The 13,295-nt window shown below is 73.3% G+C and carries 12 protein-coding genes; 9 read left to right on the forward strand and 3 right to left on the reverse strand.

From position 1 onward, the window contains the following. Window positions 1–3: 3 nt before the first annotated feature. The gene (locus tag HDG68_RS03465; protein WP_172149347.1) at window positions 4–885 is read right to left on the reverse strand and encodes a PAC2 family protein; all 882 of its coding nucleotides are present in this window, start codon (window positions 883–885) and stop codon (window positions 4–6) included. An 89-nt stretch (window positions 886–974) separates the two neighbouring features. Here HDG68_RS03465 and HDG68_RS03470 point away from each other — a divergent pair, with 89 nt between their 5' ends. After that, window positions 975–1,664, forward strand: a complete 690-nt coding sequence (locus HDG68_RS03470) for an HAD family hydrolase (protein ID WP_343037410.1) — start codon at window positions 975–977, stop codon at window positions 1,662–1,664. A 16-nt stretch (window positions 1,665–1,680) separates the two neighbouring features. Here HDG68_RS03470 and HDG68_RS03475 read toward each other — a convergent pair whose 3' ends face one another. Continuing rightward, window positions 1,681–2,571, reverse strand: a complete 891-nt coding sequence (locus HDG68_RS03475; RefSeq protein WP_172149349.1) for a RecB family exonuclease — start codon at window positions 2,569–2,571, stop codon at window positions 1,681–1,683. A gap of 134 nt (window positions 2,572–2,705) precedes the next feature. On the opposite strand from HDG68_RS03475, the gene HDG68_RS03480 reads away from it, so the two are divergent. From HDG68_RS03480 to arc, 3 genes are all read left to right on the forward strand, one after another. After that, window positions 2,706–3,848 (forward strand): site-2 protease family protein, encoded by a 1,143-nt coding sequence (locus HDG68_RS03480; RefSeq protein WP_172149351.1) that lies wholly within the window; start codon window positions 2,706–2,708, stop codon window positions 3,846–3,848. Window positions 3,849–3,859: 11 nt separating this feature from the next. Beyond that, window positions 3,860–4,840 (forward strand): class I SAM-dependent methyltransferase, encoded by a 981-nt coding sequence (locus tag HDG68_RS03485; protein WP_172149353.1) that lies wholly within the window; start codon window positions 3,860–3,862, stop codon window positions 4,838–4,840. 197 nt (window positions 4,841–5,037) lie between these two features. After that, window positions 5,038–6,687: a proteasome ATPase gene (gene arc, locus HDG68_RS03490; RefSeq protein WP_172149355.1), complete on the forward strand. Its 1,650-nt coding sequence runs from the start codon at window positions 5,038–5,040 to the stop codon at window positions 6,685–6,687. A 22-nt stretch (window positions 6,688–6,709) separates the two neighbouring features. Here the strand turns inward: arc and HDG68_RS17525 are convergent, their stop codons facing one another. Beyond that, window positions 6,710–8,299: a SpoIIE family protein phosphatase gene (locus HDG68_RS17525; protein ID WP_172149358.1), complete on the reverse strand. Its 1,590-nt coding sequence runs from the start codon at window positions 8,297–8,299 to the stop codon at window positions 6,710–6,712. 93 nt (window positions 8,300–8,392) lie between these two features. On the opposite strand from HDG68_RS17525, the gene dop reads away from it, so the two are divergent. The 5 genes from dop (at window position 8,393) to pafA (ending at window position 13,244) form a co-directional block, all read left to right on the forward strand. Continuing rightward, the gene (gene dop, locus HDG68_RS03500) at window positions 8,393–10,027 is read left to right on the forward strand and encodes a depupylase/deamidase Dop (protein ID WP_172149360.1); all 1,635 of its coding nucleotides are present in this window, start codon (window positions 8,393–8,395) and stop codon (window positions 10,025–10,027) included. A gap of 75 nt (window positions 10,028–10,102) precedes the next feature. After that, a complete protein-coding gene (locus HDG68_RS03505) occupies window positions 10,103–10,300 on the forward strand; it encodes a ubiquitin-like protein Pup (protein WP_172149362.1) in 198 nt (65 codons plus the stop codon). Continuing rightward, window positions 10,297–11,154, forward strand: coding sequence for a proteasome subunit beta (prcB, locus tag HDG68_RS03510; RefSeq protein WP_172149364.1), 858 nt, complete (start codon window positions 10,297–10,299; stop codon window positions 11,152–11,154). Before HDG68_RS03505 ends, prcB begins: the two co-directional genes overlap by 4 nt. Then, window positions 11,151–11,873, forward strand: a complete 723-nt coding sequence (prcA, locus tag HDG68_RS03515) for a proteasome subunit alpha (RefSeq protein ID WP_172149366.1) — start codon at window positions 11,151–11,153, stop codon at window positions 11,871–11,873. The genes prcB and prcA overlap by 4 nt, the downstream gene beginning before the upstream one ends. Window positions 11,874–11,882: 9 nt before the next feature. Beyond that, window positions 11,883–13,244, forward strand: a complete 1,362-nt coding sequence (gene pafA, locus HDG68_RS03520) for a Pup--protein ligase (protein WP_172149368.1) — start codon at window positions 11,883–11,885, stop codon at window positions 13,242–13,244. Window positions 13,245–13,295 lie beyond the last annotated feature (51 nt).

Here is a 13,295-nt window from a genome sequence, read left to right on the forward strand (position 1 = left end):
CCGTCAGCCCTTCTCGGGACTGCCGGGACCTCCGCGGCCGGGGCCGAGGTCGCGGCGGCGCAGGAATCGTTCGAACTCGCGGGCGATGGCCTCGCCGGAGGCCTCCGGCAGCTCCGCGGTGTCCTTTGCCTCCTCGAGCTGGGCGACGTACTCGGAGATCTCCGCGTCCTCGCCCGCCAGCTCGTCGACGCCCTGCTGCCAGGCCTCGGCGTCCTCCGGCAGGTCGCGCAGAGGGATCGCGGCCGCCACCAGCTCCTCGATCCGGGTCAGGATCGCCAGCGTCGCCTTGGGCGACGGCGGGTTCGCGACGTAGTGCGGCACGGCGGCCCACAGGGACACCGACTGGAAGTCCCGGGCCGCCGCCTCGTGCTGGAGCACCCCGACGATGCCCGTCGGGCCCTCGTAGGTGCTGGGCTCGACGTCGAGCACGGCCTGCAGGCCCTCGCTCTCGGTCGTCGCCGACATCGGGATGGGGCGCGTGTGGGGCACGTCGGCGAGCAGCGCGCCCAGGGTGACCACGGTGCGCACGTCGAGCTCCTCGGCGACGTCGAGCAGCTCGCGGCAGAACGCCTTCCAGCGGAACGAGGGCTCGATGCCGTGCACCAGGACGACGCGCCGGTCCGGCAGGTCGGCGACGGAGATCGTCGTCGTGGGCCAGGCGATGAGACGCCGGCCCTCCGGTCCGGCGCCGATCATCGGCCGGTTGACCTGAAAGTCGTGGTAGTCCTCGGGGTCCATCTCGCGCAGCAGTGAGGCGTCCCACACCTCGGTCAGGTGCTCCAGGGCGTCCGTCGCCGCGCTGCCGGCGTCGTTCCAGCCCTCGAACGCAGCGATCATGACGGTCTGACGTGCGGCGTGACGGCCGACCGGCTGCTCGGTGCTCATCTGGCAACCCTATACAGGACCGCCCGCACCGCTCGGGCTGCCCGCGCCGCGACCCGTCGTCGCCCGCGGCGGCTGCCTACGATGGTCCGGTGCCCCACCCGAGCCCCTCCTCCGCGCTGCCCGCCGCCGTCCTGTGGGACATGGACGGCACCCTCGTCGACACCGAGCCGTACTGGATCCGCGCCGAGCACGAGCTCGTCGCCGCCCACGGGGGCAGCTGGTCCCACGAGCAGGCGCTGCAGCTCGTGGGCAACCCGCTGACCGTGTCCGCGAAGATCCTGCAGGACGCCGGGGTGGACCTGCCCGTGCCCGAGATCGTGGAGCGGCTGCTGGGCACGGTGCGCGCCCAGGTGGCCGAGTCGGTGCCCTGGCGGCCGGGGGCCCGCGAGCTGCTGGGCGAGCTCGGCGACGCCGGCGTGCCCTGCGCGCTGGTCACGATGAGCTACTCCGTGCTGGCCGACGCCGTCGTGGCGCACGCCCCCGGCGCCTTCGCGACGCTCGTCACCGGGGACCAGGTCACCCGGGGCAAGCCGGACCCGGAGCCCTACCTCGTGGCCGCCGAGCGCCTGGACGTCGAGATCGCGGACTGCGTCGCGATCGAGGACTCGCCGGCCGGGATCTCCTCGGCGCTGGCCGCCGGGGCGCGCACCCTCGGGGTCGAGGCCGTGCTGCCGGTCCCGCCGCGCGACGGCCTCAGCCGCGCGGGCTCCCTCGAGCACGTCGACCTGGACGCGCTGCGGCGCATCGCCGCCGGCGAGGTGCTCGACCCGGTGGCCTGAACCGCACGAGGCGGACTCAGACCTGCACGCCCAGCCGGACGCGCAGGTCCTCCGCGGACACCGTCGGCGGGGTGCCCCCGAATTCCGGGCACACCGCCTGGTGTGCGCACCACCCGCACAGCTTCGAACGCTTCGGGACGAACTCACCACGCCGCGCCGCCGTCTCCACGGCGTCCCAGATGCCCCGCACCTTGGTCTCGGTGACCTCGAGCTCGCGCTCCCGCGGCGCGGCCCGCAGCACCTGCCCGTCACCCAGGTACACGAGCTGCAGCATCGCGGGCAGCACGCCGCGCTCGCGCCACACCACGAGCCCGTAGAAGCGCATCTGGAACAGCGCGGAGGCCTCGAACCCGGGCCGCGGCGACCGCCCCGTCTTGTAGTCCACGACCCGCACCGCGCCGTCGGGGGCCACGTCGAGCCGGTCGACGATGCCGCGCAGCAGCGGGCCGTCGTCGAGCTGGCTCTCCACGCGCAGCTCGCGCGCCTCCGGCTGCAGGCGGTTCGGGTCCTCCAGCGAGAAGTAGGTGCCCAGCAGCCTGCCCGCGCCGTCGAGCCAGTCCGCCACCGCCGTGCCCTCGGCGTCGCCGCCGGTGGCGAACAGCTCGGCGTACCGCGGCTCCACCTCCACCAGGCGGTCCCACTCGCCCGGCAGCAGGGCGCGGGCGGCCTCCGGGGTGCGCTCGCCGAGCGGGGCGTCGTAGAGCCGCTCCAGCACCGCGTGCACCAGCGTGCCGCGGGCGGCGGCCGACGACGGCGGCTCCGGCAGCCGGTCCACCGTGCGGAAGCGGAACAGCAGCGGGCACTGCAGGAAGTCGTTCGCGCGCGACGGCGACAGCGCCGGGCGGCGGGGGACGGCCGGCCCCGCGGGGTCGGGAGAGCCCGTGGTCAGGTCCGCCGTCGTCGTCATGGCGCCACCCTACGCACCGGCGCCGACACGGACGCCACGGCCCGCCGGTCCCGGCCCACCCGGCGCGCACCCGGTGACCCCGGGGCGTCGAGGGACAGCATGGGCGGCGTGGCGGCGCGGGATAGCCTGGGCGCGTGACCCAACGCTCCTCCGGCTGGACCATCGGACGCGTCGCCGGGGCGCCCGTGCTGGTGACCCCCTCATGGTTCCTCGCCGCCGTCGTCCTGACCGTGCTGTTCGCGCCGACCGTGAGGGCCTTCGCCCCGCAGATGGACCTGGTGGGCGTCGTGGTGGTGTCGTTCGCGTTCGTGCTGCTGCTGTTCGCCTCGGTGTTCTGCCACGAGGTCGCGCACGCCCTCGTGGCCCGCTCGCGCGGGCACCGCGTCGACGAGCTCGCCCTGACGCTGTGGGGCGGGCACACCGCCTACTCCGGTGCCGTCCGCCGACCCCTGGACAGCGCCCTGGTCGCCGTGGTCGGCCCGCTGACCAACCTGGCGCTCGCCGCGGCGTTCTGGATCGCGTTCCAGGCCCAGACGGTGGCCTCCGTCCCGGCCCTGCTGCTCTACGCCGGCGCGTTCTCCAACGCGTTCGTCGGTGCCTTCAACTTGCTGCCCGGGCTCCCGCTCGACGGCGGCCAGGTGCTGGAGTCGGTCGTCTGGGCCGCCACCGGCTCGCGGACCACGGGCACCGTCGCCGCCGGGTGGGTCGGCCGCGCGGTCGGCGCCGCAGTGGTCGCCGGTGCGCTGCTGTGGCCGCTGACCCAGGGCCGGCAGCCAGACCTGATCGTGGTCATGTGGGCCGCCCTCATCGGAGCCTTCCTCTGGTCAGGAGCCTCCGAGGCGATCCGGGCCGGACGGCGGCGCGAGTCGTTGTCCCGCCTCGACGTCCGTTCCCTGGCGATCACCGCCGTCGTCGTCCCGGCGGGCAGCCCCGCGGCCGACGCCGGACGCGCGGCGCGCGGCCACGGTGAGGTCGCCGTCGTCGTGGTCGGTCCCGACGGCGACCCGCTGGGCTGGGTGGATCCCGCCGCGGTGGCGCGGATCCCGGCCGAGCAGGCCGCCGCGACCCCGGTCGAGGCCGCGCTGGTGCCGTTCCCGCCGGGGTCCGCGGTCCGTGCCGACGAGTCCGGCCCCGAGCTGCTGGAGCACCTGGCCGGCGCGTCCGGCGGCGCGCGAGTGGTGCCCGTGCTCAGCGACGGGCGCGTGACCGGCGTGCTCGACGTCGCCCGCGTGGCCGCGGCGGTGCGGCCCTCGGGGACCTCCGGGCGGCGCCGGTAGACTCGTCCGTCGTGACTTCCTCCTCCGCCACGGGTGCCGATGCCCGCCGTGGGCCGTTGCGCGTCGGCGACAAGGTCCAGCTCACCGACCCCAAGGGTCGGATGCACACGATCACGCTCGCCGAGGACGCGACGTTCCACACCCACAAGGGGTACTTCCGCCACTCCGAGATCATCGGACGGCCGGAGGGCTGGGTGGTCACCAACACCGCGGGGATCGAGTACCTGGTGCTGCGTCCCCTGCTCAGCGACTACGTGCTCTCGATGCCGCGGGGCGCCGCCGTCGTCTACCCCAAGGACGCCGGCCAGATCGTGCAGATGGCGGACATCTTCCCCGGGGCGCGCGTCGTCGAGGCGGGCGTCGGGTCCGGGGCCCTGACCATGTCGCTGCTGCGCGCCGTCGGCGACGCCGGCGAGCTGCACTCGATCGAGCGCCGGGAGGACTTCGCCGCCATCGCCCGGGGCAACGTGGAGACGTTCTTCGACGGTCCGCACCCGGCCTGGCACCTGCACACCGGGGACCTCGCCGACCGCGTGGCCGATGTCGTCGAGCCGGGCACGGTGGACCGGGTCGTGCTCGACATGCTCGCCCCGTGGGAGAACGTCGACGCCATAGCCCGGGCGCTCGCGCCCGGCGGTGTCGTGGTGTGCTACGTCGCCACGGCCACCCAGCTGTCCCGCACCGCCGAGGACCTGCGCGCCGACGGCCGCTTCGCCGAGCCGACCGCCTGGGAGTCGATGGTGCGCGGCTGGCACCTCGAGGGGCTCGCCGTGCGCCCGCAGCACCGCATGATCGGTCACACCGGCTTCCTCGTGAGCGCCCGGCGCCTGGCCGACGGCGTCACGCCGCCCGAGCGCAAGCGCCGCCCGGCCAAGGGGTCGCGCCCGGCGGGCGAGGAGACCTGGTCCGAGGAGGAGCTCGGGGAGCGTCCCGTATCGGACAAGAAGATCCGCAAGGTGCGCCGCGAGGTCGGGCAGGCCCCCGAGGAGTGACGTGCGCGGGCCGACGGCGCCCGGGGAGGGGCCGGAGGTCTCGGTGCGGTCACGGTCCGGTTCGGATCGTGTGAACTCGATCGACGCGACCGTGAAATGGTCGGCACGATGTCGGCGTTGACCCGTAGGGTGCTGTCTCTCGGGGTTGGTCTCCCTCGCCGGGGGAGATGCGCCCGGGCTGCACGAGAGGGGAAGCGATGACCGACCACCCTGCCCGCCCGGAAGGCGCCGCCGCGCCGTCGGGGCGCGACGCGCAGATGGCCCTGCTCGTCGCCAAGAACGAGCGGCTCGCCGAGGCGCTGCGCGCGGCGCGCGACCAGATCGTCGAGCTCAAGAAGCAGATCGACGATCTCGCCAAGCCCCCCGGGACCTATGCCACGTACCTCGGTGCGCACGACGACGGCTCGGTCGACGTGATGTCCTCCGGGCGCAAGATGCACGTGCAGGCGAGCCCCGGCCTGGAGCTGGACCACCTCTCGCCGGGTCAGGAGGTCAAGCTCAACGAGGCGATGACCGTGGTCGGCGCCGGCGGGTTCGAGCGGACCGGCGAGCTGGTCACGATCAAGGAGATCCTCGACGACGAGCGAGTGCTGGTCGTCGGGCGCGCCGACGAGGAGCGCGTCGTGCGGCTGGCCGGGTCGGTCGCCGGCGGGAACCTGCGCGTCGGGGACGCCCTGACCGTCGACGTGCGCAGCGGGTTCGTGTTCGAGGTCGTGCCCAAGTCCGAGGTCGAGGAGCTCGTGCTCGAGGAGGTCCCCGACATCGCCTACGAGGACATCGGCGGGCTGGGCCCGCAGATCGAGGCGATCCGCGATGCCGTCGAGCTGCCCTTCTCCCACCCGGACCTGTTCCGCGAGCACGGCCTGCGCCCGCCCAAGGGCGTCCTGCTGTACGGCCCGCCCGGGTGCGGCAAGACCCTCATCGCCAAGGCCGTCGCGTCGTCCCTGGCGCGGATGGTCGCCGAGAAGCGCGGCGGTGACCCGAGCGCCAAGAGCTTCTTCCTCAACGTCAAGGGTCCCGAGCTGCTGAACAAGTACGTCGGCGAGACCGAGCGGCACATCCGGCTGATCTTCGCCAGGGCCCGGGAGAAGGCCACCCAGGGCATGCCGGTCGTGGTGTTCTTCGACGAGATGGAGTCGCTGTTCCGCACGCGCGGCACGGGGCTGTCGTCCGACGTGGAGACCACGATCGTGCCGCAGCTGCTCGCGGAGATCGACGGCGTCGAGCGGCTCGACAACGTCATCGTCATCGGCGCCTCGAACCGCGAGGACATGATCGACCCGGCGATCCTGCGCCCGGGCCGCCTCGACGTGAAGATCAAGATCGAGCGCCCCGACGCCGAGGGTGCCGAGGAGATCTTCGCCAAGTACCTCACGGCAGATCTGCCGATCAACGCCGACGACCTGTCCGAGCACGGCGGCGACCGGTCCGAGGCCGTGCAGGCCATGATCCGCTCGGTGGTCGAGCGGATGTACGCCGAGGACGAGGACAACCAGTTCCTCGAGGTGACCTACGCCAGCGGCGACAAGGAGGTCCTGTACTTCAAGGACTTCAACTCCGGGGCGATGATCGAGAACGTCGTGGACCGCGCCAAGAAGTCCGCCATCAAGGACCTGCTGGCCACCGGCAACAAGGGCATCCGGGTCGAGCACCTGCTCACCGCGTGCGTGGACGAGTTCCAGGAGAACGAGGACCTGCCCAACACCACGAACCCGGACGACTGGGCGCGGATCAGCGGCAAGAAGGGCGAGCGCATCGTCTTCATCCGCACCATCGTGCAGAAGAAGGGGGAGAACGGCGCACCGCGCACGATCGACACCGTGAACTCCACGGGCCAGTACCTGTAGCGCGGCCGGTCCGCCGCCGGTCTCAGCCGGCGCGGTACACCACGAGGGCGACGTCGTCCCGGGACCCGTCCGGCAGCATGTCGTTCAGCAGGCGGTCGGGCAGGCGTTCGACCGGTGTCTCGCGGCAGGCGCGTGCCGCGAGCGTCTCGAGCCGCTCCAGTCCCGTGCGCAGGCTCTCCCCGCGACGCTCGATCAGGCCGTCGGTGTACAGCAGCACGGTGTCGCCGGCCGCCAGGTCCGTCGTGCGTTCGGGCCGCCCGCCGTGCGGGAGGGTCAGCAGCACGCCGCGTGCCCGCTCCAGCCACTCGGTACCGCCGTCGGCCCGGACCAGGAGCCCGGGCGGGTGGCCCGCGCTGGAGTAGGTCAGGGTGCCCGCCGAGGTGTCCACCACCCCGCAGAACACGGTGGTGAACTCGGCGCCCGGGGTGGTGCGGGCGAACACGTCGAGCATCTCGAGGGTCCTCGCGGGACCGGACCCGGCCAGCATGAGCGCCCGACCGGCGCTGCTGAGTCGGCCCATGCTCGCGGCCGCCTCGACGCCGTGCCCCACGCAGTCGCCCACGACCAGGCCGAAGCATCCGTCCGACAGGTCCACGACGTCGAACCAGTCGCCGCCGACGGACATGGTGTCGTCGGCCGGACGGTAGCGGGTCACCCACCGCGGGGACGCCGGGGTGTCGGGCACCATGGCGAGCTGCAGGGTGTCGCTCACCGAGGTGACCCGCCGGACCCGGCGCTGATGGTCCTCGGCGCGCGCCAGGGCGTCGGAGACCGTCTGCACGAGGAGCCCCAGGAACGACCGGTGCTCGTCGTCGAGCGGACGGTGGGGCGCTGCCTGCACGGCGATCACCGCGGACGGCGCCGCTCCACGGCCGGCGTCCAGCGGGGCGACGAGCGTGCGGTCGGTCCAGGCCGGCTCGCCCGACGACAGCACCGCGTCCACGGTGCCTCGGTCCGGACCCATGCCGGTACCGACCGAGACCGGTGGCGCTCCGGGCGGGAACAGGTCGACCCGCGCGACGTCCGTCGCCTCGCCGAGCACGGAGGCCGCGGCCCGGATCACCTCGTCCGGCCCGCCCAGACGCTGCTGGAACGCCGTGGAGAGCCGACCCAGCGTCTCCAGGCGACGCCGGTAGACGACCTGGCGGGTGGTCTCCGTCGCGATGTCCATCACGCCGCGCACGGCGCCGTCGTCGTCTCGCAGGGCGCTGTAGGAGAACGTGAAGTAGGTCTCCTCGGTGAAGCCGGAGCGGTCCATCATGAGCTTCATGTCGACGTCCCACGTGGGCACCCCGGTCCGCAGCACCTCGTCGAACAGGGGGCCGACGTCGTCCCAGATGTGACCCCACAGCTGCGGCGCGGACGCTCCCATGGCGCGGGGGTGCAGCTCCGTGCCGAGCATGTCGCGGTAGCCGTCGTTGTAGATCATGGTCAGCTCCGGACCCCACGTCAGCAGGACGGCGAACCGGGTGCTGAAGCAGAGCTCGACCGCGTTCCGCAGGGCGCCGGGCCAGGTGCTGGGACGGCCGAGCGCGGTGCTGGACCAGTCGACCTCGCGGGCGACCTCCGCACACTCCTGCCCCCGTACCGCGGAGGCGAACCAGTCGGTCACGGGGTCGATGATATCGGCGCGGTCCGGCACGCTCTCCCGGTCCGGGCACGTCGCCGGACGCATAGGGTGGCTGACGTGACGGTGCGACGCGTGATGGGAATCGAGACCGAGTACGGGGTGCTGGCACCGGGGCGGCCCACGGCCAACCCCATGCTCATGAGCTCGCAGGTGGTGACCACCTACCGTGCCTCGGTCCAGGACGGTCGCCCCGGGCGCCGGCCCGCCCGCTGGGACTACGACGACGAGGACCCGCTGGCCGACGCGCGCGGGTTCCACCTGGACCGCGCCTCGGCGCACCCCTCGCTGCTGACCGACGACCCGGAGGCACCGGCGCCGTCCGGGCCGTCGTCGTCGGCGCCCGCGGCGGCCACGGGGCCCGACGAGCCGCAGGACGTCGAGCGGCCCGAGGCGGAGGAGTACGACGACCCGAGCGCGGCGAACTGCATCCTGACCAACGGCGCGCGCCTGTACGTCGACCACGCCCACCCGGAGTACTCCTCGCCCGAGGTCACCAACCCGCGCGACGGCGTGGTCTGGGACGTCGCCGGCGAGCGGGTGATGCTGGCGGCCACGCGACGCCTGGCGCAGGTGCCCGGCGCCGAGGCGGTGCTCTACAAGAACAACGTGGACGGCAAGGGCGCCAGCTACGGCACGCACGAGAACTACCTGGTGGACCGTGCGCTGGCCTTCGGCACGCTGGTGGACGTGCTGACCCCGTTCCTCGTGACCCGCCAGGTGTTCACCGGGTCCGGGCGCGTCGGCCTGGGGGCGACGGGCGACGAGCCGGGCTTCCAGCTCTCACAGCGCGCCGACTACATCGAGGCGGAGGTGGGACTGGAGACCACGCTGCGCCGGCCGATCGTCAACACCCGGGACGAGCCGCACGCGGACCGGACCCGGTGGCGCCGGCTGCACCTGATCATCGGCGACGCCAACCACCTCGAGGTGGCCACGTACCTGAAGCTCGGCACGACGTCGCTGGTGCTGTGGGTGGCCGAGCACCTGGACGAGCTCGCCGCGGCGGGCGCCGACGTGCGCGACGAGCTGGCCGCGCTGCGCCTGGCCGAGCCGGTCGCGGCGGTGCGTCGCGTCTCGCGCGACCTGACCCTGGCGTCTCCGCTGGAGCTCGCGGACGGCACGACGGCGACCGCGCTGGAGATCCAGCGGCGGTACGCACGCGTCGTGGGACGTGCGCTGGCGGCGCTCGGCTCGGACGCCGACTCCGACGCGGTGCTGCAGCGCTGGGACTCGGTCCTCGAGCGGCTGGCCGAGGACCCGGGCCGCTGCGCCCGGGAGGTCGAGTGGGTCGCCAAGCTGCGCCTGCTCGAGCGGATGCGCGCCCGTGACGGCCTCGCGTGGGACCACCCGCGCCTGCACACCTTGGACCTGCAGTGGTCGGACGTGCGTCCCGAGCGCGGCATCTACCACCGGCTGGTCGCCTCGGGTGCGGTGGAGCGTCTGACCACCGACGAGGAGGTCGAGCGTGCCGTGCACCACCCGCCGACCGACACCCGTGCCTGGTTCCGCGGCGAGGTGATGGAGCGCTACCCGGCGGAGATCTCGGCCGCGAGCTGGGACTCGGTGATCTTCGACGTGCCCGGGTCCACCTCGCTGCAGCGGGTGCCGATGCTCGACCCGACGCGGGGGACCGAGGCGCACATCGGGGCGCTGCTGGACGCCAGCCCGGACGCGACGACGCTGCTGCACGGGCTGCGCGGCGAGTCGTGAGTCGTGCGGCGCGAGGTCACCTGCACGGCATAGGCTGACACCACCCCTCACCGGGACCGACGAAGGAGGCGGACCATGGCTGGTCAGGAACGCATCAACCCGCAGCGGGACGACCGCACGCCCGACGACGACGCGGACGCGCCGGCCCCCGCCGCTCCGCAGTCGGCCGACCGCGACGCGGAGGTGGACTCGCTGCTCGAGGAGATCGACGAGGTGCTGGAGTCGAACGCGGAGTCGTTCGTGCGCGGCTTCGTGCAGAAGGGGGGACAGTGACGACCTCCACCGACGGCGGCGGCCGCCTGCCCGACGCGTTCCTGCGCCCCGGGTCGAGCTCCTTCGTGGAGTTCCTCGGCGAGCACGCCCCCGACCTGCTGCCGGGCCGGCGGACCGCGCCCGCGCCGGGGACGACGTCGGACCTCGCCCCGCACGCCACCACGATCGTGGCGCTGACGTTCGGGGACGACGACGGCGGCCGCGGCGTGGTGCTCGCGGGCGACCGGCGCGCTACGATGGGCAACCTGATCGCGAGCCGGGAGATCGAGAAGGTCTTCGCGGCGGACGACTACTCCGCGGTCGGCATCGCGGGCTCGGCCGGCATCGCCGTCGAGCTGGTGCGCCTGTTCCAGCTCGAGCTGGAGCACTACGAGAAGATCGAGGGGTCGCTGCTGTCCCTGGACGGCAAGGCGAACCGCCTGGCCACGATGATCCGCGGGAACCTGCCGATGGCGCTGCAGGGGCTCGCCGTCGTGCCGCTGTTCGGCGGCTACGACCTCGACCGGGCGACCGGGCGCATCTTCAGCTACGACGTCACCGGCGGCCGGTACGAGGAGCACGAGCACCACTCGGTGGGGTCGGGCTCGGTGTTCGCCCGCGGCGCGCTGAAGAAGCTGTGGCGGCCCGGCCTCCACGCCGACGGCGCCGTCGCCGTGGCCGTCGAGGCCCTGTACGACGCGGCCGACGACGACAGCGCGACGGGCGGGCCCGACACGGTCCGGCGGATCTGGCCCGTCGTGGCCACCGTCACCTCCGACGGGTACCGGCGGGTCGCGGACGCGGACCTGGCCGAGGTCGTGTCGCGGATCGTCGACGAACGCAGCGCCGGGCACGCGGGGGGTGGTCGCGCGTGAGCATGCCGTTCTACGTCTCGCCCGAGCAGCTCATGAAGGACCGGGCGGACTTCGCGCGCAAGGGCATCTCGCGGGGCCGCTCGGTGGTGGTGCTGGCCTACGACGGCGGCATCCTGTTCGCCACGGAGAACCCGTCGCGAGCGCTGCACAAGATCTCGGAGATCTACGACCGCATCGCGTTCGCGGCGGTGGGCAAGTACAACGAGTTCGAGAACCTGCGGGTCGCGGGCGTGCGCTACGCCGACCTGCGCGGGTACTCCTACGACCGGACCGACGTGACGGCCCGCGGGCTGGCGAACGCCTACGCGCAGACGCTCGGCACGGTGTTCACCACCGAGTCCAAGCCCCTCGAGGTGGAGCTCGTGGTCGCGGAGGTCGGCGCCACCGCGGCCGCGGACCAGCTCTACCGCCTGTCGTACGACGGCTCCGTGGCGGACGAGCACGGGTACGTGGTGATGGGCGGCCAGGCCGACCGCCTCACGGCCCGGGTGCGCGACGCGTGGCACGAGGGCATGGACCTGCCGGCCGTGCTCCGGCTCGCCGTGACGACCCTGGGGGCCGTCGGGCCGGACGGCGCGGTCGTGGCCGAGGGGTCCGAGCGGGAGATCCCCGCGACCGGCCTGGAGGTGGCCGTGCTGGAACGGTCCCGACCCCGCCGGGCGTTCCGGCGGTGGCAGGGCGAGGCGCTGGCAGACCTGCTCGCGCGCGGCGACGACTAGGAGCGGGACATGGAACGGCGGATCTTCGGGCTGGAGACCGAGTACGGCGTGACCTGCGCGGCCGACGACGGCCGGGGCCTGAGCGCGGACGAGGTGGCCCGCTACCTCTTCCGCAAGGTCGTGGCCTGGGGACGGTCGTCGAACGTGTTCCTGCGCAACGGCTCGCGCCTCTACCTCGACGTGGGCTCCCACCCCGAGTACGCGACGGCCGAGTGCGACGACGTGCGCCAGCTCGTGGCCTACGACCGCGGCGGCGAGCGCATCCTGGAGGGCCTGGTCGCCGACGCCCAGCAACGCCTGGAGCACGAGGGGCTGCCGGGCAAGGTCCACCTGTTCAAGAACAACACCGACTCGGCGGGCAACTCCTACGGCTGCCACGAGAACTACCTGGTGCGTCGGCAGGGGGACTTCTCCCGGCTGTCGGACGTGCTGGTGCCGTTCCTCATCACGCGGCAGGTGCTGACCGGTGCCGGCAAGGTGCTGGCCACGCCGCGCGGTGCCACCTACTGCCTGTCCCAGCGCGCCGACCACATCTGGGAGGCGGTCTCCAGCGCCACGACGCGTTCGCGACCCATCATCAACACCCGCGACGAGCCGCACGCCGACGCCGAGCTGTACCGACGGCTGCACGTCATCGTGGGCGACTCCTCGATGTCGGAGACCACCTCGATGCTCAAGGTGGGTGCCACCGACCTCGTGCTGCGTCTCGTCGAGGCGGGCGTGCCGGTGCGGGACCTGACCCTCGAGAACCCGATCCGGGCGATCCGGGAGATCAGCCACGACTCCACCGGGCTGCACCCCGTCCAGTTCGCCAACGGGCGCACGGCCACGGCCGTGGACGTCCAGGGCGAGTACTTCCAGCGGGTGCGCGAGCACGTGGACGCCCACCTGGACCCGACGCCGCAGATCAAGCAGACCCTGGACCTGTGGGAGCGGGGCCTGCGGGCGCTCGAGTCCGGCGACCTGAGCCTGGTGGACCGGGAGCTGGACTGGGTGATCAAGCTGCGGCTGATCGATCGCTACCGGGCCAAGCACGGCCTCGAGCTCGCCGACCCCCGCGTCGCGCGCCTGGACCTGGCCTACCATGACATCTCGCGGACCGAGGGGCTGTACAACCTGCTCGCCGCGCGGGGCATGGTCGAGCGGGTCGTGACGGACCTGGAGGTCTTCGAGTCGACGGCGGTCCCGCCGCAGACCACGCGGGCCAAGCTGCGCGGGGACTTCGTCCGTGCCGCGCAGGACGCCCGGCGCGACTACACGGTGGACTGGGTGCACCTGAAGCTCAACGACCAGGCGCAGCGCACCGTGCTGTGCAAGGACCCGTTCCGCAACGTCGACGACCGGGTGGAGCGCCTCATCGAGTCGATGTGAGCGGCTGGTGACGATCCGCCCCGGGCCGGCGGCGGCTGCGTCGGCCCGTGG

Source organism: Isoptericola chiayiensis, assembly GCF_013149805.1.
In the GTDB taxonomy this organism is placed as follows: Bacteria; Actinomycetota; Actinomycetes; order Actinomycetales; family Cellulomonadaceae; genus Isoptericola; species Isoptericola chiayiensis.

What these genes read in the sequence shown, in the direction of transcription:
- HDG68_RS03475 (WP_172149349.1), bottom strand. Translation starts at nt 2,571, where the DNA reads ATGACGACGACGGCGGACCTGACCACGGGCTCTCCCGACCCCGCGGGG.
- pafA (WP_172149368.1), top strand. Translation starts at nt 11,883, where the DNA reads ATGGAACGGCGGATCTTCGGGCTGGAGACCGAGTACGGCGTGACCTGC.
- HDG68_RS03465 (WP_172149347.1), bottom strand. Translation starts at nt 885, where the DNA reads ATGAGCACCGAGCAGCCGGTCGGCCGTCACGCCGCACGTCAGACCGTC.
- arc (WP_172149355.1), top strand. Translation starts at nt 5,038, where the DNA reads ATGACCGACCACCCTGCCCGCCCGGAAGGCGCCGCCGCGCCGTCGGGG.
- HDG68_RS03505 (WP_172149362.1), top strand. Translation starts at nt 10,103, where the DNA reads ATGGCTGGTCAGGAACGCATCAACCCGCAGCGGGACGACCGCACGCCC.
- dop (WP_172149360.1), top strand. Translation starts at nt 8,393, where the DNA reads ATGGGAATCGAGACCGAGTACGGGGTGCTGGCACCGGGGCGGCCCACG.